Source organism: Methanosphaerula subterraneus, assembly GCF_052055875.1.
Lineage (GTDB): Archaea > Halobacteriota > Methanomicrobia > Methanomicrobiales > Methanospirillaceae > Methanosphaerula > Methanosphaerula subterraneus.
In genome coordinates this window covers 1,542,103-1,559,609 of record NZ_CP170508.1, presented here as the reverse complement: position 1 = coordinate 1,559,609, position 17,507 = coordinate 1,542,103, and the positions used below count along the sequence as shown (strand labels likewise).

At 60.9% G+C, this 17,507-nt stretch carries 14 protein-coding genes; 8 read left to right on the top strand and 6 right to left on the bottom strand.

Going from position 1 to position 17,507, the window contains the following annotated elements:
- Window positions 1-104: 104 nt before the first annotated feature.
- The 4 genes from ACFKSJ_RS07465 (at window position 105) to tnpB (ending at window position 2,857) form a co-directional block, all read left to right on the top strand.
- Entirely contained in the window at window positions 105-602 is a 498-nt protein-coding gene (locus ACFKSJ_RS07465) for an RNA-binding protein (protein ID WP_440949176.1), read from the top strand.
- Window positions 603-649: 47 nt separating this feature from the next.
- Window positions 650-1,024, top strand: a complete 375-nt coding sequence (locus ACFKSJ_RS07460) for a cell division protein SepF (RefSeq protein ID WP_440949175.1) — start codon at window positions 650-652, stop codon at window positions 1,022-1,024.
- Window positions 1,024-1,554: a ZPR1 zinc finger domain-containing protein gene (locus tag ACFKSJ_RS07455; RefSeq protein WP_440949174.1), complete on the top strand. Its 531-nt coding sequence runs from the start codon at window positions 1,024-1,026 to the stop codon at window positions 1,552-1,554. Before ACFKSJ_RS07460 ends, ACFKSJ_RS07455 begins: the two co-directional genes overlap by 1 nt.
- 175 nt (window positions 1,555-1,729) lie before the next feature.
- Complete coding sequence (gene tnpB, locus ACFKSJ_RS07450) at window positions 1,730-2,857, top strand: IS200/IS605 family element RNA-guided endonuclease TnpB (protein ID WP_440949173.1); 1,128 nt, start codon at window positions 1,730-1,732, stop codon at window positions 2,855-2,857.
- Window positions 2,858-2,939: 82 nt separating this feature from the next.
- Here the strand turns inward: tnpB and purM are convergent, their stop codons facing one another.
- The gene (gene purM, locus ACFKSJ_RS07445) at window positions 2,940-3,932 is read right to left on the bottom strand and encodes a phosphoribosylformylglycinamidine cyclo-ligase (RefSeq protein WP_440949172.1); all 993 of its coding nucleotides are present in this window, start codon (window positions 3,930-3,932) and stop codon (window positions 2,940-2,942) included.
- Window positions 3,925-5,313 carry an aspartate kinase gene (locus ACFKSJ_RS07440; RefSeq protein WP_440949171.1) on the bottom strand — a complete coding sequence of 463 codons (1,389 nt, stop codon included), beginning with the start codon at window positions 5,311-5,313 and terminating at the stop codon, window positions 3,925-3,927. Before ACFKSJ_RS07440 ends, purM begins: the two co-directional genes overlap by 8 nt.
- Window positions 5,314-5,450: 137 nt before the next feature.
- On the opposite strand from ACFKSJ_RS07440, the gene tfrA reads away from it, so the two are divergent.
- From tfrA to ACFKSJ_RS07420, 4 genes are read left to right on the top strand one after another with little or no spacing between them, the layout of a single operon-like run.
- A complete protein-coding gene (gene tfrA / locus ACFKSJ_RS07435; RefSeq protein ID WP_440949170.1) occupies window positions 5,451-7,079 on the top strand; it encodes a fumarate reductase (CoM/CoB) subunit TfrA in 1,629 nt (542 codons plus the stop codon).
- Complete coding sequence (tfrB, locus tag ACFKSJ_RS07430) at window positions 7,076-8,545, top strand: fumarate reductase (CoM/CoB) subunit TfrB (RefSeq protein ID WP_440949169.1); 1,470 nt, start codon at window positions 7,076-7,078, stop codon at window positions 8,543-8,545. Before tfrA ends, tfrB begins: the two co-directional genes overlap by 4 nt.
- A gap of 41 nt (window positions 8,546-8,586) precedes the next feature.
- The gene (locus ACFKSJ_RS07425) at window positions 8,587-9,978 is read left to right on the top strand and encodes a GDSL-type esterase/lipase family protein (RefSeq protein WP_440949168.1); all 1,392 of its coding nucleotides are present in this window, start codon (window positions 8,587-8,589) and stop codon (window positions 9,976-9,978) included.
- A 46-nt stretch (window positions 9,979-10,024) separates the two neighbouring features.
- Window positions 10,025-12,238, top strand: a complete 2,214-nt coding sequence (locus ACFKSJ_RS07420; protein ID WP_440949167.1) for a GDSL-type esterase/lipase family protein — start codon at window positions 10,025-10,027, stop codon at window positions 12,236-12,238.
- Window positions 12,239-12,385: 147 nt separating this feature from the next.
- Here ACFKSJ_RS07420 and ACFKSJ_RS07415 read toward each other — a convergent pair whose 3' ends face one another.
- From ACFKSJ_RS07415 to ACFKSJ_RS07400, 4 genes are all read right to left on the bottom strand, one after another.
- Window positions 12,386-13,537 (bottom strand): FAD-dependent oxidoreductase, encoded by a 1,152-nt coding sequence (locus ACFKSJ_RS07415; RefSeq protein ID WP_440949166.1) that lies wholly within the window; start codon window positions 13,535-13,537, stop codon window positions 12,386-12,388.
- A gap of 165 nt (window positions 13,538-13,702) precedes the next feature.
- A complete protein-coding gene (locus tag ACFKSJ_RS07410; protein WP_440949165.1) occupies window positions 13,703-14,095 on the bottom strand; it encodes a cupin domain-containing protein in 393 nt (130 codons plus the stop codon).
- 46 nt (window positions 14,096-14,141) lie between these two features.
- On the bottom strand, window positions 14,142-15,131 hold the full coding sequence (locus tag ACFKSJ_RS07405; protein ID WP_440949164.1) for a TIGR03557 family F420-dependent LLM class oxidoreductase: 990 nt from the start codon (window positions 15,129-15,131) through the stop codon (window positions 14,142-14,144).
- 534 nt (window positions 15,132-15,665) lie between these two features.
- A complete protein-coding gene (locus ACFKSJ_RS07400; protein WP_440949163.1) occupies window positions 15,666-17,468 on the bottom strand; it encodes a PAS domain S-box protein in 1,803 nt (600 codons plus the stop codon).
- Between the last annotated feature and the right edge of the window lie 39 nt (window positions 17,469-17,507).

The window sequence follows — 17,507 nt, the reverse complement described above, 5'->3', positions numbered from 1 at the left end:
GCTTCCTTCTTTGGAGTACTATACTTGAGCGAACACCCTAATTAAACATAGCGCAGTGTGATCATCACACCATTAATCATATTCTGGCGCAGATAGTACCTGGAATGGCAGCGATACAGGTGAAGAAGCGGCATACTATTCGGAAGGCTCAGATCACACGCCTGATGGACCAGCTGCACGAGCAGCTTGGCACCGACGCCGATCTGTTCAGTTCTGACCGAATCGAGATCGCTGAGACGGCAGGGCAGATGCGCTTCTATCTGGTGGATAAGAAGCCGTACCTGTTCGAGAACCAGGGCTGGGTCTTCCCGACGCTGATGGGTGCGGTGGCCAGGGCGTTCCCGTCCCGGCGGGTGGTCGTGGACTCGGGGGCTGTTCGGTTCGTGGTGAACGGTGCCGACATCATGCGGCCGGGGATCGTCAGCGTCACCCCCGACGTGAAGGCCGGGGCCCCGGTGGTGATCGTCGAGGAGCGGCACAGCAAGCCGCTGGCCATCGGGGTGGCCCTCTACGATGCTGCAGAGATGCTGGAGCAGACCGCAGGAAAGATGGTTCAGAGTGTCCATCATGTCGGCGACGAGATCTGGAACCTCGAAGTTTGACCGTTTAATGAGATACTATTAAATAAAATTCATTATACAAGTTTTTCATGGCTACTAAGATCCTGGACTCACTCCTCGGCAAGTCTACACTTCCAAAAGAGGATGATTATATGGAACTCGACCTGGCATCGTTCGAGGCGTCCTCTGATGAAGAACCTGCGTCCCTGTATGTGAAGATCGCAGGTGTGAGCAGCCTCAAAGACACCCCGAAGATCAAGGACGAGATCTATAACGGGAACATTGTGATCGTCGACATCGCGCAGCTGAAGCTCGACAAGGTCACCTATGAACGTGTCTTAAAAGACCTCAAAGAGGTCGCAAAGGATGTGAACGGGGATATCGTCGGGCTCGGGGACCAGCGGTACGTGGTGGTCACCCCGATGTCCGTCAAGATCTCGCGTGATAAGATTGGAGGGCAGTAGTGCGGACCGTCGTAACGGGCCCCTGTCCTGTCTGCTCCACCGATATCGACTATATATATCAGACTGAAGAGATCCCCTATTTTTCCGATATTCTGATCATATCAGCGCGCTGTCCCTCCTGCGGCTACCGGTACGTGGACACCCAGGCGATCAAGCAGACCGATCCCACCCAGTGGACCCTCGCCGTCGAGACGCCCGAGGATCTCTCGATCCGGGTGGTCAGGTCGATGACCGGCAGGATCGAGATCCCCGAGCTCGGGGTTGTGATCGATCCGGGCACGGCCTGCGAGGGCTTTGTCTCGAATGTCGAGGGGGTGCTCGACCGGGTCGACGCCGTCCTCGAGGGGGCGGAACGCTGGGCCGAGGGCGATGAACTGGTCCAGGCCGCGCTGATCCGGGAGCGGATCGCCGCGGTCAAGGCGGGTACGTACCCGGTCACGCTCTTCCTCGAGGACCCGTCCGGCAACAGCCTGATCGTCTCGGAGAAGGCAGAGCGATGCGTGTACGAGCCTGAGTCCGGGTCCGAGTGATCGGGGCCGGCCCTGTTCAAAAAAACCAAAAAAAAGGTTCTATTTTTTATGATCATGGGTAAAGGGGTCGAGAAAACCCGTGACTTTAGTCATGGGATGAATCGAACCCTTTTGTCATCATTATACTCACCAATATAAATTATTTAATATTTAACCAACAAAATGTTAATCAGGTATGTTACGGGCATACAAGTATCGAATGTATCCAAACAAAGACCAGATCAAAAAGATTTGGCGGCACATCGGTACTTGCAGGTTTTTGTATAATCTATCATTAGAAGAGAAAATGCGGGCGTATCAGGCCGAGAACAAATCTTTGACGATGTTCGACCTGAACAATATGATTCCGGACCTGAAGAAACAGTATGAATGGATGAGCGAAACCAATTCGCAATCTCTTCAAGCGGTTAACCGGAACGTCGAAACCGCGTTTAAGAACTTCTTCCTTAAGAAAGCAGATTTTCCGAAGTTCAAGAGTAAGAAGAACCCAGTACAGTCGTTTCAGATACCCCAACATTACGAAGTAAACCTTACTGAAAATCGAGTGAAACTTCCCAAGTTGGGGATAGTAAAAACCGTAATTTCACGAAAGTATACCGGGACGTTGAAAACCGCAACCGTATCGGCGACAAGCACCGGCAAATATTTCATATCAGTGTTGGTAGATGACGGCTTGAAAGAACCCGAACCTGCACCTTTCGACAGTAGTAATACAGTCGGAATAGATGTCGGACTGACGAGTTTTCTTGTAACTTCTGACGGTCTGAAAGAAGATAATCCAAAGTATCTGAAAAACTCGTTGGCAAGACTGAAACACCTGCAACGATCTGTTGCCCGTAAAGTCAAAGGATCAAATAATCGTAGAAAAGCCGTTCAGAAAGTAGCGATACTACACGAACGGATCAGCAACCAGAGATCAGATTTCCTGCACAAACACTCTTACAAATTAGTGAGCGAGAACCAAGCTATTGCAGTCGAAACTCTGAATGTCTCCAGTATGCTAAAAAACCATTGTCTTGCACGTTCGATATCGGATGTTGGATGGTCTGAACTATTCCGGCAGTTAGAGTATAAGTGTACTCAGTACGGTAAAACACTCCTGAAAATAGGTCAGTTTGAACCGTCGTCAAAACTATGTTCTGTTTGTGGATCTATCAACCGAGACCTGACACTTCACGATCGGGAATGGACGTGCCCTGACTGCAGTACACGTCACGACCGAGATATTAACGCTGCAATCAACATCAAAAAAATGGCGTTACAGGATCAAAACCTGTTACCCAGTTTCAGTAATTCAGGGTAGGAACTACCCGGTGAGCCTGTGGACTCGCGGTACATATACCGAGGAATGAATCAGGAATCCCACGACTTTAGTCGTGGGAGGTTCAACTGATCTCGATCCCGCGGAGCGTGATCTTCGGCTCTTCTGTGCAGGACCCGACGACCTTCGCGCCGGGCAGGTCGCGCACGATCCCGTCGGCCGCGTCCGGCGGGACGACCAGCGCATACCCCATCCCCATGTTGAAGGTCCGGTACATCTCGGCCTCGCTCACGCCCCCGGTCTCCTGCAGCCAGGAGAAGACCTGCTGCGGTGGCAGGGGATCCGTGATCGCGATCCCGAAGTCACTCAGCCTGGTGAAGTTCAACAGGCCGCCGCCGGTGATGTGGCACATCCCGTGCACCTCGTGGGCCGCGGTGATGGCCGGCACCTCGGCATAGATCCGTGTCGGGGTCAGCAGTTCCTCGCCGAGCGTCCTTCCCGGCCGGATCTCCTGGTCGTAGCCATCATGGGTCTCGGCGATCCTCCTCGCCAGCGAGAGGCCGTTGGAGTGGACCCCGGTCGACGGAACGCCGATGACAAGGTCGCCTGGCCGGATCGCCTCCCCGGTGATGATCCTTTCCTTCTGCTGGACCCCGAGGCAGGCCCCTGCGAGGTCGAGGCCGTTCACGAGCCCGGCGAGCGAGGCCGTCTCCCCGCCGACGATGTTCATATTCGCCTGCCTGGCCCCCTCGTTCAGCCCGATCCCTATCTCGGTCATCTTCTCGAGCGAGAGGCGGTCGGTGGCGATGTAATCGACGAACGCGATCGGTTCCAGGTTCATCACGTACAGGTCGTTGACGTTCATCGCGATGCAGTCGATCCCGACCGTCTTCCAGTTCTGCTGGTGATCGGCGATGAGCATCTTGGTCCCGACCCCGTCGACGGCCAGCGCCAGGGCCACGGGCCCGAAGTCGATCAGTCCGGCGAAGTGGCCGACCTTTCCGAGCATCGGGTACGCTCCCTGCCGGCGGTACGAGAGCTGGCCGATCAGGGCCTTCACTGCCGCGGCCTCGAGGTCGATGTCGACCCCGGCGTCGCGGTAGGCATGCTCACTCATGGCACTCCTCCGAGAGGCGGAACTCGTCATGCAGGGCACGGAGCGCACACGGCCCCTGCTCTCCCCTGACCACGAACGAGATGTTCACCTCTGACGATCCCTGCGAGATCATCATCACGTTCACCCCGGCCGTTCCGAGGGCCGAGAAGATCCGCCCGCCAGTTCCTGTCTCGCCGGCCATCCCGGCCCCGACGACGGCGACGGCGATCACGTCCCGGTTGGTCGTCACCTCCCGGACGATCCCCTCCTTCACAACCTCGGCGAGGGCCAGGATCGCACGGTCCAGGTGGTTCTCGTCGATGATCAGCGAGATGTTCGCTTCGGACGATCCCTGCGAGATCATCATCACGTTCACATGGTTGTCGGCCAGGGCCGAGAAGATCGTCTTGGCCACCCCGGGCCGGCCGATCATCTGGGCGCCGTTGATGTTGATCAGCGCGACCTTCTCGATGTACGAGATCGCCTTCACCACCCGTTTCTCCCGGTGCTCGCGCCTGATCACGCAGGTCCCCGGGTGGGACGGGTTGAAGGTGTTCTTCACCCTGACGGTGATATCCTTCTGCATCGCCGGCTCGATCGAGCGCGGGTGGAGCACCTTCGCCCCGAAGTACGAGAGTTCCATCGCTTCGAGGTACGAGATCATCGGGATCACCCGTGCATCGGTGATCATCCGCGGGTCCGAGGTCATCACCCCGTCCACGTCGGTCCAGATCCAGATCTCGTCGGCGTCCATGCCGGCCCCGATGATCGAGGCCGAGTAGTCGGACCCGCTCCGGCCGAGGGTGGTCACCGACCCGTTCTCGGTGCAGCCCATGAAGCCCATGATCACCGGGACCTGGTCGACGAGGAGCGGGACGACCCGGGACCTGATCCGCGTCTCGCTTTCAGGCAGGGCCTTCGCGTTCCCGTACTCACTGTTGGTCAGGATCCCGGCCTCGCAGCCGTCCAGGGCCACCGAGGGGATCCCGTGCTGCCGCAGGGCCGCAGAGACCACCGGTGCCGAGAGCCGTTCGCCGAAGGAGATGATGTAGTCCCTGGACCGCGGCGTCAATTCGCGCAGGTTGTGGACCGCACTCAGGATGTTCTTGAGGTTGCCCAGTCGTGCATCGATCTCCTGCATCACCTCGTCGTGATGATCGGGGGCGACCGCCTCCAGGGTCTTGCTGTGCCTGGTCCGCAGGGAGAGGACCAGCTGGTCGAGGTTGGCCCCGTCATCTGCCCGGACCGCATCCTCTGCCGCTGATACCAGTTGATCGGTGACCCCGTGGCCTGCAGAGACGACGACCGCCAGTTCGTTCCCTGTTGAATGGTAATGGTCGAGGATCTCGACGACTCTGGCGATGCACTTTCCATCGGCCACCGATGTTCCTCCGAATTTCATTAAGAATCTCATGTATGTCCTGTCCCCACACTATTTTTGTTGAAACCTGCCCCGGGCATCTTCGCAAGAACGCACAGGCGAGCTATCGGACTCACCACACGTTTCTTTATCTAATTATAAATCCCCTTCATAATAAGATGCGTGCAGATAACGTTGTGGACTGTCATGTGCTGGTGATCGGGAGCGGCGGTGCCGGGGTGCGTGCCGCGATCGAGGCCGCACCGTATGGGGAGACCATCCTGATCTCCAAGACGATCGTCGGGAAGGGTGGCTGCACCACGATGGCCGAGGGGGGCTACAATGCCGTCCTCCGCCAGCAGGACTCCTGCACATCCCACTTCGAGGACACGCTGAAGGGTGGGGCTTACCTCAACGAGCCGGCCCTCGTCAAAGCGCTGGTCGAGGAGTCGCCCGACCGGATGGCCGACCTGCTCGCCTGGGGGGCGGTCTTTGACATGGAGAACCAGACCGAGCTGGCCCAGCGGCCGTTCGGCGGGCAGCGGTTCCCGAGGACCTGCTATGCCGGCGACCGGAGCGGACACGAGATGATGATGACCCTCGTCTCCCGCCTGGCCCTGACCGATGTCACGGTGATGCAGGAGGTGACGGTGGTCGAACTCTTAAAGGACGGCGACCGGGTCGCCGGGGCGATCGCCCTCGACCAGAACGGGGAGATGCTGGTGATCCGGGCTGACAGCACCGTCATCGCGACCGGCGGCGGGTCCAGGATCTACGACATCTCGACCAACTCCTCGAGCGGCACCGGCGACGGCTACGCGCTCGGCTACCGGGCCGGGGCGGAGGTGATCGATATGGAGATGATCCAGTTCCACCCGACCGGTGCGGTCTACCCGTACGATGCACGCGGCCGGCTCATCACCGAGGCGGTCAGGGGCGAGGGCGGGTACCTGATCAACTCGATGGGTGAACGGTTCATGGACAGTTACGATCCCGAGCGGATGGAGCTCTCGACCCGGGACGTGGTGGCACGGGCGATCGCCACCGAGGTGCTCGAGGCCCGCGGAACGACGCACGGGGGCGTGTACCTGGATGTCACCCACCTGCCGGCGGCGCAGATCGAGCTTCGGCTGCCGGTGATGCTCGAACAGTTCCTCCTCTACGGAGTGGACATCAAGAAGGACCCGATGGAGGTGGCGCCGACGGCACATCACTTCATGGGCGGTCTTCGGATCACCCCGGACTGCCAGACCACGGTTCCGGGTCTCTATGCCTGCGGAGAGTCGAGCGGTGGCGTCCAGGGGGCGAACCGGCTCGGCGGGAACGCGCTGGCCGAGACGCAGGTCTTTGGCAGGCGTGCCGGCCACTCCGCCGGCCTGGCCCCGGTCAGGAAGCATGCGATCGATATGGCGCAGGTGGCAGCACAGAAGGCGCGGCTCGACCGGTTCCGGGAGGGGACCACCCTCCCCTCCGAGGTCGCGCACCGGCTGCAGAAGGCGATGTGGGACGGGGCCGGGATCTTTCGGACGGCTGCCGAGCTGCTGGAGACGCAGGAGATCGTCGCAGACCTGGCCCGGATACCACTCCGTGCAGCCTCAGCACAGAACCTGGTGGAATGCTGCACCGTCCAGAACATGTGCCTGACCGCCTCGCTGGTGATCCGGGGGGCCCTGCTGCGGAACGAGTCCCGCGGGGCCCACCTTCGAAAGGACGTCGAGCAGGACTGGACCCCGAAGCATTCGCCGTACGGGCACACCTTCCTCTCGCTCGCTGGCGAAGGGATCGAGAAGCGGGAGGTGCCGGTATGACCACGATGACGATCACGATCTTCCGTCACGACCCGGCAACCGGGGAAGAGCCGCGGTACGTCCCGTACACGGTCGAGGTGAACGAGGGCGCACGGGTGCTCCACCTCCTCCATGCGATCCACGACCAGATCGACCCGACCCTCTCGTACCGGTACTGCTGCAGCTCAGGGCAGTGCGGCTCCTGTGCGGTCAGGGTCGACGGCAAGCCGGTGCTGGCCTGCACCGCCGAGGCCCGCGACGGGATCACCATCGAACCGCTGGACCTGCCGCTGAAGAAGGACCTGGTGGTCGACCTGGTCCCGCTCCTCGCCGACCTGCCGCCGCTGGTCCCGGGGGTCGAATCGGTGATGGTGACCAAGCGTGCCGTCGAGGCGATCCGCCCGCTCTCGACCTGTATCGGCTGCCTCGCCTGCGTCTCGATCTGTCCGGCCATGAAGGTCACCGACTTTCTGGGCCCGACGGTGATGCGGCAGGAGATGCGGCTGGCCCTGGACAGCAGGGACACCTGCGACCGGGCCACCCGGGCGGTGGCGGAGGGGCTCTATACCTGCACCTCCTGCCAGGCCTGCTGGGAGGTCTGCCCGAAGGAGATCCGGATCCCGGGCAAGGCGATCGAGAAGCTCCGGTCCCTGGCCAACAAGCAGGGGCTGACCCTCCCGCGCCACCAGGAGGTGGCCGAACTGGTCAGGGCGACCGGCAGGAGCGTGACCCGCACGGTGCCGACGTTCCTGGAGCAGGTCCCCGACCAGATCGAACCGTACGGCCCGGTCAGGGCGACCATCGGGTTCTTTGTCGGGTGCATGTACAACATGCGCCTCCCCCAGACCGCCCTCGATGCGATGGAGGTGCTGAAGCGGAACGGGATCCGGGTGATCATCCCGCGCGAACAGGTCTGTTGCGGGTCGCCGCTCTTCCGGACCGGGCAGGGCAAGTACCTGGCGATGCTGGTCCGCCGGAACATCGATGCGTTCCGGTTCAGAAAGATCGATATCGTGATGACGATGTGCGCCGGCTGCGGATCGACGATCAAGAACGATTACCTGCATGTCCCCTTCAAGGTCATGGACATCAACCAGGTGCTGACCCACTTCGGGATCGAGCCCCCGGCAAAGCTCGCCCGGACCGTCACCTACCACGACCCCTGCCACCTCCTCCGCGGTCAGGGGATCCGGGAAGAGCCCCGCGCCCTGATCCGGCAGGTGGCCGATCTGGTCGAGATGCCCTCCCAGTGCTGCGGCTCAGGCGGCGGGGTCAAGGCCGGGAACCCGGCAGAGGCCGACGCCCTCGGGGAGATGCGGCGGGCGGCGATCGAAGAGACCGGGGCCGATACAGTGATCAGTTCGTGCCCGTTCTGCGAGTTTCATGTCAGCCAGCACACCGACAAGCCGGTGATGAACATCGCGACCCTCCTCCTCGAGGCGTACCGCGAAAAGGACCGGCAGGCGGCGGATCGCCCCCCTGCCTGATCCGGATCATTTTTTACCGGAGTCGGGCAGAGATAGGAGTGATGCATCCACTCCGCTCAGCCCCGGTCTGCCTGCTGGCATTTGTTCTCTTTTTCGTCCTTCTGGTCGCCCCGGTGGCCGGGACGGTCAGGATCGTTCCGATCGGCGACTCGATCACCCAGGGAACCCTCCAGAACGACGACGGCCTCTCCCATCCGACGTACCGGTACTGGCTCTGGCAGACGCTGCAGAGCAGCGGCTACGATGTCGACTTCGTCGGCAGTGTCGACCAGCCGGTGCTCCCGTACTCCTTCGACCAGGAGAACGAGGGGCATGACGGTTACCGGACCCGCGACTTCCTGACCGGCGACCGGCTGAAGACCTGGCTTTCCGGGTACAGCCCCGACATCGCCATCGTCCACCTCGGGTCCAACGACGCGATGGACGGAGTGCCGGTGGAGACGACGATCGGGAACCTCAAGCAGATCGTCACCATCCTCCGTGCAAAGAACCCCTCGATCGTGATCCTGATCGGAACGGTGATCCCGCGGGGCGGGTACGGTCCGAACCTGCCGGCCCTGAACAGCGCCATCCCGGGGATCGCCGCCTCGATGAGCACCCCCTCCTCGCCGATCGTGATCGTCGACCAGTTCACCGGCTATGACGGCTACGACGACAACCAGCCGCTGCGGTACCTCCACCCGAACCGGCAGGGGGAGCAGAAGATCGCCGCCCGGTACGCAGCGGCCCTGGCCCCGTTCCTCGAAGAGCCCGGCCCGTACCGGGACCTCTCCATCCCCGGACGGATCGAGGCGGAGGATTACGACCGGGGCGGCGCGGGCGTCGCCTACCACGACACCACCGCCGGCAACCAGGGAGGAGCCTACCGGCATGACGACGTGGACATCGAGCAGATGGCCGGCGGGGGGTACGATCTCTGCTTCATCCGGGACGGGGAGTGGGTGACGTATACGGTGCAGGTGGCCGCCGCCGGGGAGTACACCGCGACCTTCCGGACCGCCGCCTGGAGCGACGGGCACACGGTCGCCCTCTCGGTCGACGGCTCCTCTGCCGGGACGGCCGTGCTGGCGAACACCGGGTCGTCAGAGGTCTATGCAGACACCACTATCCCGGTCTCATTGCCGGCCGGCACCTACACGCTGACCCTCCGGTTCGCCGGTGACGGCCAGAACCTGGATTACGTCGCCTTCACCGCGGTGCCGGCCACGACCCTGCAGCCGGTCCCGCCGTCGACGCTGATGCCGACCGATCCCAATCACGACGGGGTGTACGAGGATCTCGATGGCAGCGGGATCGCGGACTTCAACGACGTGGTCCTCTTCTTCAACCAGATGGACTGGATCGCCGGCCACGAACCCCTCGCCGCGTTCGACGTCAACCGGAACGGTCAGGTCGATTTCGACGATATTGTCAGGGTCTTCTCGCTCCTCTGACCCTGCAGATACTTTTATTGAACCTGCAAAAGAGATTACTATCCAGATGGTATCGTCTCTCCGCGTCCTCTCTCTGCTCTGTATGGCGGCTCTCCTGGTGCTCTTCCTCTCCTTCATCCCTGAGGAGGCCGGGGCCACGGTCAGGATCGTGCCGCTCGGTGACTCGGTCACCAAGGGGTCCACCCAGACCGCCGAGGAGGCCCAGTACCCGACCTACCGGTACTGGCTCTGGCATTCCCTGCAGGACGGCGGTTATGACGTGAACTTTGTCGGGAGCTGGGACCAGCCCCGGTTCCAGGACTTCTCGTTCGACCAGGAGAACGAAGGGCACGGCGGGTACACCACCGGCGGGATCCTGAACGGCGCCGACGACGATCCCGGCCAGGGACGCCTCGCCGGCTGGCTCGGTTCGTACTATCCCGACATCGCGCTGGTGGAGCTCGGGACCAACGACGTCCTCCACCGGGTCCCGACCGACCAGAGCATCAGGAACCTGGAGGCGATCATCGATACCCTCAGGGACCGGAACCCGCATGTGAAGATCCTGGTCGGGACGGTGATCCCGACCTCGATCTACCGCGAGAACCTGATCGCCCTGAACCAGCGGATCCCCGAGGTGGCGGCCGACAAGAGCACGGCTGCCTCGCCGGTTAAGATCGTCGACCTCTACTCGGGCTACGACGGCGAGACCGACAACCAGCTGCCGCTCGGCGTCCACCCGAACCGGCGGGGCGAGCAGAAGATCGCCGCGAAATGGTACAGTGCGCTGGTCCCGCTGCTCGACTCCACGGCACCGACGCCGACGCCCACTCAGACCCAGGACCCGCACCAGATCACCGGGCCGGTGAAGATCACGGCGCCGGGGACCTACACGCTGATGAAGGACATCACCGGTTCCACGAGCCAGGTCGGGATCGAGATCGCGAGCTCCAACGTGGTGCTCGACGGGAACGGACACACGATCGGCGGGACCGGCCAGGACGGGTCCTGTGGTGTCTTCGTCTCCTCAGGCGACGCCCCGATCAGCGGGGTGGTGGTCAAAAACCTGAAGGTCTCGAACTGGGGCTACGGGATCTACTACTACCAGGGCGTCACCGGCGGGACAGTGACCGGGTGCACGGCCACCGGCAACTCGTTTGCCGGGGTGGTGCTGTACTCGGGCGGCGACGGGACCACCATCAGGGGGAACACGATCACGCAGAACAACCGCGGGGTCTACCTGGCGGATGTCGACGGGGTCCGTGTGGTCGATAATATGCTCGCCAACCCGTACAATGCCGCCTATGCGGCCACCGTGACCGGCACCGTCTGGGCGCTGCCGGCGCAGGCGGGGACCAACATCGCCGGCGGTCCGTCCCTCGGCGGCAACTACTGGGGGTCGACCAGCGGGACCGGTTTCTCCGATACCGCGCCTGACGCCGACCACGACGGCTTTTCAGACCAGCAGTACACGGTCTGGAGCGGCACCGTCGACCCGCTGCCGCTGGTCAGGTACGTGCCCCCCACGCCGACACCGACGCCGACGCCCACCCCGACCTTCACGCCCGGGCCGTACGCCAGCCTGGCCGTTCCGGGGACGCTGGAGGCCGAGCAGTACGACAACGGCGGCGAGGGTATGGCCTACCACGACACCACCGCCGGCAACCAGGGGGGCGCCTACCGGCAGGACGATGTGGACATCGAGGCCGGGGCCAGCGGGTACGATCTCTGCTTCATCCGGGACGGGGAGTGGGTGACGTACACGGTGCAGGTGGCCGTCGGCGGCGATTACACGGCCGCCTTCCGGGCCGCGAGTTGGGGGCCCGGGCACACGATCGCCCTCTCGGTCGACGGCACCCCTGCCGGCACGGCCGTGCTCGCCGACACCGGGTCGTCTGAGACCTATGCCGACACCGCCATCCCGGTCACCCTGCCGGCCGGCACCCACACGCTGACCCTCCGGTTCACCGGCGACGGCGAGAACCTGGATTATGTCGCCTTCACCGCGGTGCCGGTCGCAACGCCGACATCAACGCCGACGGGAAACCAGACCGGCACGCTGCAGCCGGTCCCGCCGTCGACACTGCTGCCGACCGATCCCGACCATGACGGGGCGTGCGAGGACCTGGACGGCAACGGGGGGGCGGACTTCTCCGACGTGGTCCTCTTCTTCAACCAGATGGACTGGATCGCCGAGAACGAGCCGGTGTCGGCCTTCGACTTCAACCGGAACGGAGCGATCGACTTCAACGACGTGGTCCTCCTCTTTGGGATGATCTGAACCATTTTTGGTGAAGAGACCTGAACAATTATAGTCGAAAAGTGTTAAACGCATCCAATCCCAAAATGGGCCAATCTCCGACTCTTATGAGTCTACGATTAGCCAGGGATGTTGCGTTCAACACTATAAAAAGGTGAACCCGGCCTTTCAGAGCCTGGTCAGGTACCGGTAGGCTTCGAGCGCTGCCTTCGCTCCTTCCCCGGCCGCGATGATGATCTGGTTTCCCTTGATGCTGGTCACGTCCCCGGCTGCAAAGATCCCCGGCCGATTGGTGTGACAGTTCTCATCGACGACGATCTTGCCGTCACCGGTCAGGGTCACCAGGTCGCCGAGGAACCCGGTGTTCGGGAGCCAGCCGATCTCGGCAAAGACCCCGTCCAGCAGGATGTCGGTCTCCTTCTCTGTTGTCGTGTCCTTGATCGTGATCTGATCGAGGAAGAGATCGCCGTGTAACTTCGCGATCACATGGTGCTGGTGGACCGTGATGTTGGGTATCGTCCCGAGCTTCTTGATATAGGGGGGGTCGGCCTTCAGCTCGGTCCGGACGATCAGACTGACCGACGATGCGATCTTGCTCATCTCGATCGCGGTCTGGACCGCCGCGTTGCCGCCGCCGACGATGGCGATCTTCTTCTCTCTGAAGAGCGGGCCGTCGCAGGTGGTGCAGACCGAGAGGCCGCGTCCGAGGTACCGGTCCTCCCCCTCGACCCCGAGCGGACGCGGGTGCATCCCTGAGGCGACGACGACGGCCCTGGCCTGGACGGTCCCGCCGGTCGCGGTCGTGGCCAGGTAGTGGTCTCCCTCCTGCACGAGCGTCTCGACCCGGTCCAGGTTCAGCCGGAGCGACTGCTCCCGCACCTGCTCCTCGAACTTCTTCATCAGGTCGTTGCCTGAGATCATCCGGTAGCCCATGTAGTTCTCGATGGCCCAGCTCTCCATCGCCTGGCCGCCGATGTTCTCTGATACCAGCTCGGTCGAGAGCATCTTTCGTGCGCAGTAGACGCCGGCGGTCAGCCCGGCCGGGCCGGCGCCGATGATCAGTACATCGACGACATCGGCCTTCTTCTCGGTGCCGAAGAGTTCTTCAAGCCGCGGGGTATCGAACCCGATCACGAACTGATCGTCGACGGTCAGCACCGGTACCCCGTACTGCCCCGAGATCTTCACCATCTCTGCTGCAGCTTCCCTGTCCTGCCCGACATTGATGGCCTGGTAGGTCACATGCCTCTTGTCGAGGAAAGCCTTGACCATCTTGCAATACGGGCAGTTGTCGGTGAAATAGACCCTGACGATTCCCATGCCTGCTGATAGCAGGTCTGCCGATATAAAGGTGCTGGGGGCTCTTCCACCAGTCCCCCCTGTCAGCAGGTATTCAGCTCGCCTCGCTTATGAGATCGTTTTCACAGCACGATGAAAAAAAGGAGGGTGTGATTCATCCTCCCTCCAGGAGCCCGGGTTGAAGAATCACAGCAGTGCCGGTATAAAGAGTGCCAGCAACGACAGTTCTTCGTTGCCGGCACTGACCGTATGATGTATGCCAGGAGGTGTAGCAAATGTCTGGCCGGGCTTCACTGTGATATCAGTGCCGTCCAGTGTAAAGACTCCTTTTCCACTGAGGACCATATTCAGCTCCCACTGGGTGTCGTGGTTATGGTCCATCACTTCGCAGCCCTGTTGAATTCTGACGATATGATAACTGAATTGTCCGTCGGTCTCCTTTCCTGTCACCAGATCCTTGAGAAACACCCCGTCCCAGTCTGGATGCGAATACCACGGCCTGGTTACTGCCTTGATCTCAAGCCGGGGTAGAAGGACGGCGCCCTGTTCAAACAGTTCTGATACGTGTTGCTGATCCATGATTATGCTCCTGTTTTATGGGGAACCCTGTTGCCGAGTTCGTCGTTCACCGCACGTGCGGGAGAACGTCCTTAAAGATGTCGATGCCCTGGTTTACGCTGGGGCTGGAGTTGCCGAGGCAGAAGTGGTTGATCCCTGCATCCTTGAACCGCTCGATCTCCTTGATCAGCCCCTCGGCGTCGGTCGCGCAGATGAAGTTCTTCTTGATCAGGTCGTGGCCGACGATGTTTGCGTGCATCTCGACCTCCTTGGAGTCGTAGACCTTGTACTTGAACATCGACGGCACCAGGCAGGCGCACCAGAACCGGTTCCCTTCAACCGCCTTGTCCATGTCCTCGTTGACTGAGTACCAGATCAGCATGGCCCGCTCCATCTTGCTCGGGTCTTTGCCTGCGTCCCGTGCACCCTTCTCGAAGTTCGGCATCGTCGACTTCTTCAGCAGTTCGGGGTCGGCTGAGACGGTCATCAGGTGGTCGCCGTACTGCCCGGCCATGTACGCACCCTTCGGGCCCATACCGCTGATGTACAGCGGGACTTCATCTGACGGCTTGGTGTACAGGAAGGCCTTGTCGAGTGTGAAGTACTTTCCGTTGAAGGTCACCGGGGATTCGCTCTCCCAGAGTTTGCGCATGACTTCAACCGCTTCGACGGTCATCGCCTGCCGCTCTGGAACCGTGGGCCACTTGCCGGTCACCGGCACTTCGTTCATCGCCTCGCCGGCGCCCACGGCAATCCCGACACGGTTCGGGTACATGTTCCGGAGGGTCGCGAACGTCTGTGCGACGATGGCCGGGTTGTACCTGAGGATCGGGCAGGTGATACAGGTCGAGATGAAGACCTTCTTGGTCGCCTGGAGGGCTGCGCCCATCCAGGCCCATGCCTGTGCCGACTGTGCGTTCGTGTGGTACCAGGGGTGGAAGTGATCGTCGGCCCAGATCGAGTCGAACCCTACTTTTTCTGCCCGTACTGCCTGTTCGAGTGCATCCATCGGCTTGTACTGCTCAAGGGATGCGAAATATCCAATTTTTGTATCCATTTCAATGACACCTCTGTCCGATATACCAGAGTGCCTTGCACGGGCGTTTGACGGTTTCGCGATCGCTAGCTTGATACAGTATCACGGCTTACACTGGTGATCGGTGTTGTACCGGCCGGGTTCAGAGCACGATTGTCAGGTCTGTCGTGAACCCCGCTGATCCCGCCCATGCTGGTTGTGCAGGTTATCGGTTCTCTGTGGATCTCACTCCACAGAAAGGAATTTTCTGCGAACGAACATAAACGTATTTTTTATTGCTCGCCATTGAGTGGATGCTGATGATGCCGGCACCCTGCTGATTCCATGTTCGTGACCTGGTCATTTTTCTCGAGCAGTTCCCTTTGAACGGAGAACTATACGAAAATTGCTCTCTTTTTCAGGCCCTGTAAGGCCCCCTCAGTGACTGCCCTCTCTGCAGGATGCCGGGAGATCCGATCTTCAATGGTGAGCAATGAGCGATCGGCTCCGGCATCGAGAGACGGTACCGATCGAAACGATCCTCCTCTTCCTCCAGACGACCCGTCGGCCGGTCCTTCAGGGGCTGATCGGCAACAGGGATTGGGAGAAGAGTTCTCCGTTCAACAGCCCTTTGGGGTCCGCACCCTGCCGGACGGCATCGGAGACGTCGACCATGAATGAGGCGATCTCTCCTGACGGGAGTTTGAAGACATAGTGCGAGATCCAGGGAAAGTCCTCGCGGTTCCGGTACTTCAGGGGCAGGAGGGACTCCGGCTTCTCCGTCGTCAGCACCCGGATCAGCATCTCGCGCACCGAGGGGTCGGGCAGGTCGGGAAACTCCTCAAAGAGCCTCTTCCCGATCAGGTCCTGCTTCTCCATGCGAAGGAGGGTCGCCGTCGCCCGGTTGACGTCCTTGATGATATACTCGTTCCCCCCCTCGATCGGTTCGTAGATCAGGACACCGTTGCAGGTATCCTCAAAGAAGGAGCGGTACCGTGTCTCCTGAAAGACACTCGTCTGCAGCGCCTGCTCCGCCCGTTTGCGGTCGGTGATGTTGAGGAAGATCCCGTTCCAGACCGTCTCGTTTTTCAGCATGACTGGTTGCGAGACCCCCCGAATGAACATCTCCTCTCCTGTCGGCCTGATGAAACGGCCCTCGAAGTCCCATGGCGCCACCCGTTCGACGACCTCCATGATCGATTCGAACCATCGCGACCGGTCTTCGGGGGCGATGCAGGCGCCGAACCGCTGGAACCAGGTCTCCAGGGGTGCGATGGGAATACCGTAGATCTCCATCGAACGTTCGTCGACATAGTACACTCCCCATTCCCCGGTTTTTTTCGCATAGAACTGGTACGCGATCCCCGGGAGATTGCTGGTGATCCCCTGATACCGCTCTTTCAACTCCTTTTCGGCACGCCTCTTTGCCGTGATATCGAGGAACAGGATGAAGAACTCCCGGGGATTCCCCGCGTTCTTCACGACCGGCGCGAAGACGACCTGGAGATACGCGATCCCCGACTTCTTCGTCGAGGAGAGGATCCCGGTCTTCAGCCGGTCGAAGTTGCAGGGGATGGTCAGCTCGGCGATCTTTCCCGCCTCGATCAGGTCTGTGATCGCTTGCCTGGTGCAGATGAGATCGAAGAGTTTGACGTCGTTCAGGTCGGTGAACCCTGTGAGACCCAGGATCGCAAGGGCTGCCCGGTTTGCATTGAGGATCGTCCCGTCCTCAGAAAACAGAAAGATACCGCTCGGAACCTCCTCGAAGAGGGTGCGTATCTGGCGTTCACTGGTCCGGAGATCATCCTCCGTCTTCTTCCAGGTCGTGATGTCGCGGAGGCTGATCATGATCCCCGGCTCTCCAGAGAACGAGCCGGAGGGGATGACCGTCGAGATGAACTCGGTGAGGAAGATCCGTTCGGTGTTGTGTTCGATCAGGAGCATCTCGTTGACGAAGGTCTCGGACTGGATGATCCGGCCGATGTTGTTCTGCACGGTGGTATCGTTCAGCAGGGGCAGGCTGAGCCTGGAGAGATCGCTGCCGATGATGATGTTCTTCTCTCCGCGTATGCGGAAGGTTTTGATGAAACTCCTGTTCACCATGAGGATGCGGAGATCCGCGTTGAGGATGACGATTGCATCCGAAAGATTGTCGAAGAGGTCATCGAGGGGGATGTTCTGGGAGAGGGAGTAGAGCTTCGCCCTGCCGAAGGGCTTCATGATCACCTGGCCGTGCGACTGCATCACCTCCAGGTACTTCGAGACCGAGCCGCGGTTCATCCCCAGCGCCCTGGAGATTGCAGAGATTGAGACGGGTTGCGGATGGTGTTCCTGGAGGAATTTCCGAATGTGCGTGTATCGATCGTCTCGTGCATCCATGGCAGTATAAGAAAGAGGCTCCGTAGAAGATGATGAAGG

Coding starts and splice junctions, on each gene's coding strand:
- ACFKSJ_RS07465 (WP_440949176.1), top strand. CDS start 105: ATGGCAGCGATACAGGTGAAGAAGCGGCATACTATTCGGAAGGCTCAG.
- ACFKSJ_RS07460 (WP_440949175.1), top strand. CDS start 650: ATGGCTACTAAGATCCTGGACTCACTCCTCGGCAAGTCTACACTTCCA.
- tnpB (WP_440949173.1), top strand. CDS start 1,730: ATGTTACGGGCATACAAGTATCGAATGTATCCAAACAAAGACCAGATC.
- purM (WP_440949172.1), bottom strand. CDS start 3,932: ATGAGTGAGCATGCCTACCGCGACGCCGGGGTCGACATCGACCTCGAG.
- ACFKSJ_RS07440 (WP_440949171.1), bottom strand. CDS start 5,313: ATGAAATTCGGAGGAACATCGGTGGCCGATGGAAAGTGCATCGCCAGA.
- tfrA (WP_440949170.1), top strand. CDS start 5,451: ATGCGTGCAGATAACGTTGTGGACTGTCATGTGCTGGTGATCGGGAGC.
- tfrB (WP_440949169.1), top strand. CDS start 7,076: ATGACCACGATGACGATCACGATCTTCCGTCACGACCCGGCAACCGGG.
- ACFKSJ_RS07425 (WP_440949168.1), top strand. CDS start 8,587: ATGCATCCACTCCGCTCAGCCCCGGTCTGCCTGCTGGCATTTGTTCTC.
- ACFKSJ_RS07420 (WP_440949167.1), top strand. CDS start 10,025: ATGGTATCGTCTCTCCGCGTCCTCTCTCTGCTCTGTATGGCGGCTCTC.
- ACFKSJ_RS07415 (WP_440949166.1), bottom strand. CDS start 13,537: ATGGGAATCGTCAGGGTCTATTTCACCGACAACTGCCCGTATTGCAAG.
- ACFKSJ_RS07410 (WP_440949165.1), bottom strand. CDS start 14,095: ATGGATCAGCAACACGTATCAGAACTGTTTGAACAGGGCGCCGTCCTT.
- ACFKSJ_RS07405 (WP_440949164.1), bottom strand. CDS start 15,131: ATGGATACAAAAATTGGATATTTCGCATCCCTTGAGCAGTACAAGCCG.
- ACFKSJ_RS07400 (WP_440949163.1), bottom strand. CDS start 17,468: ATGGATGCACGAGACGATCGATACACGCACATTCGGAAATTCCTCCAG.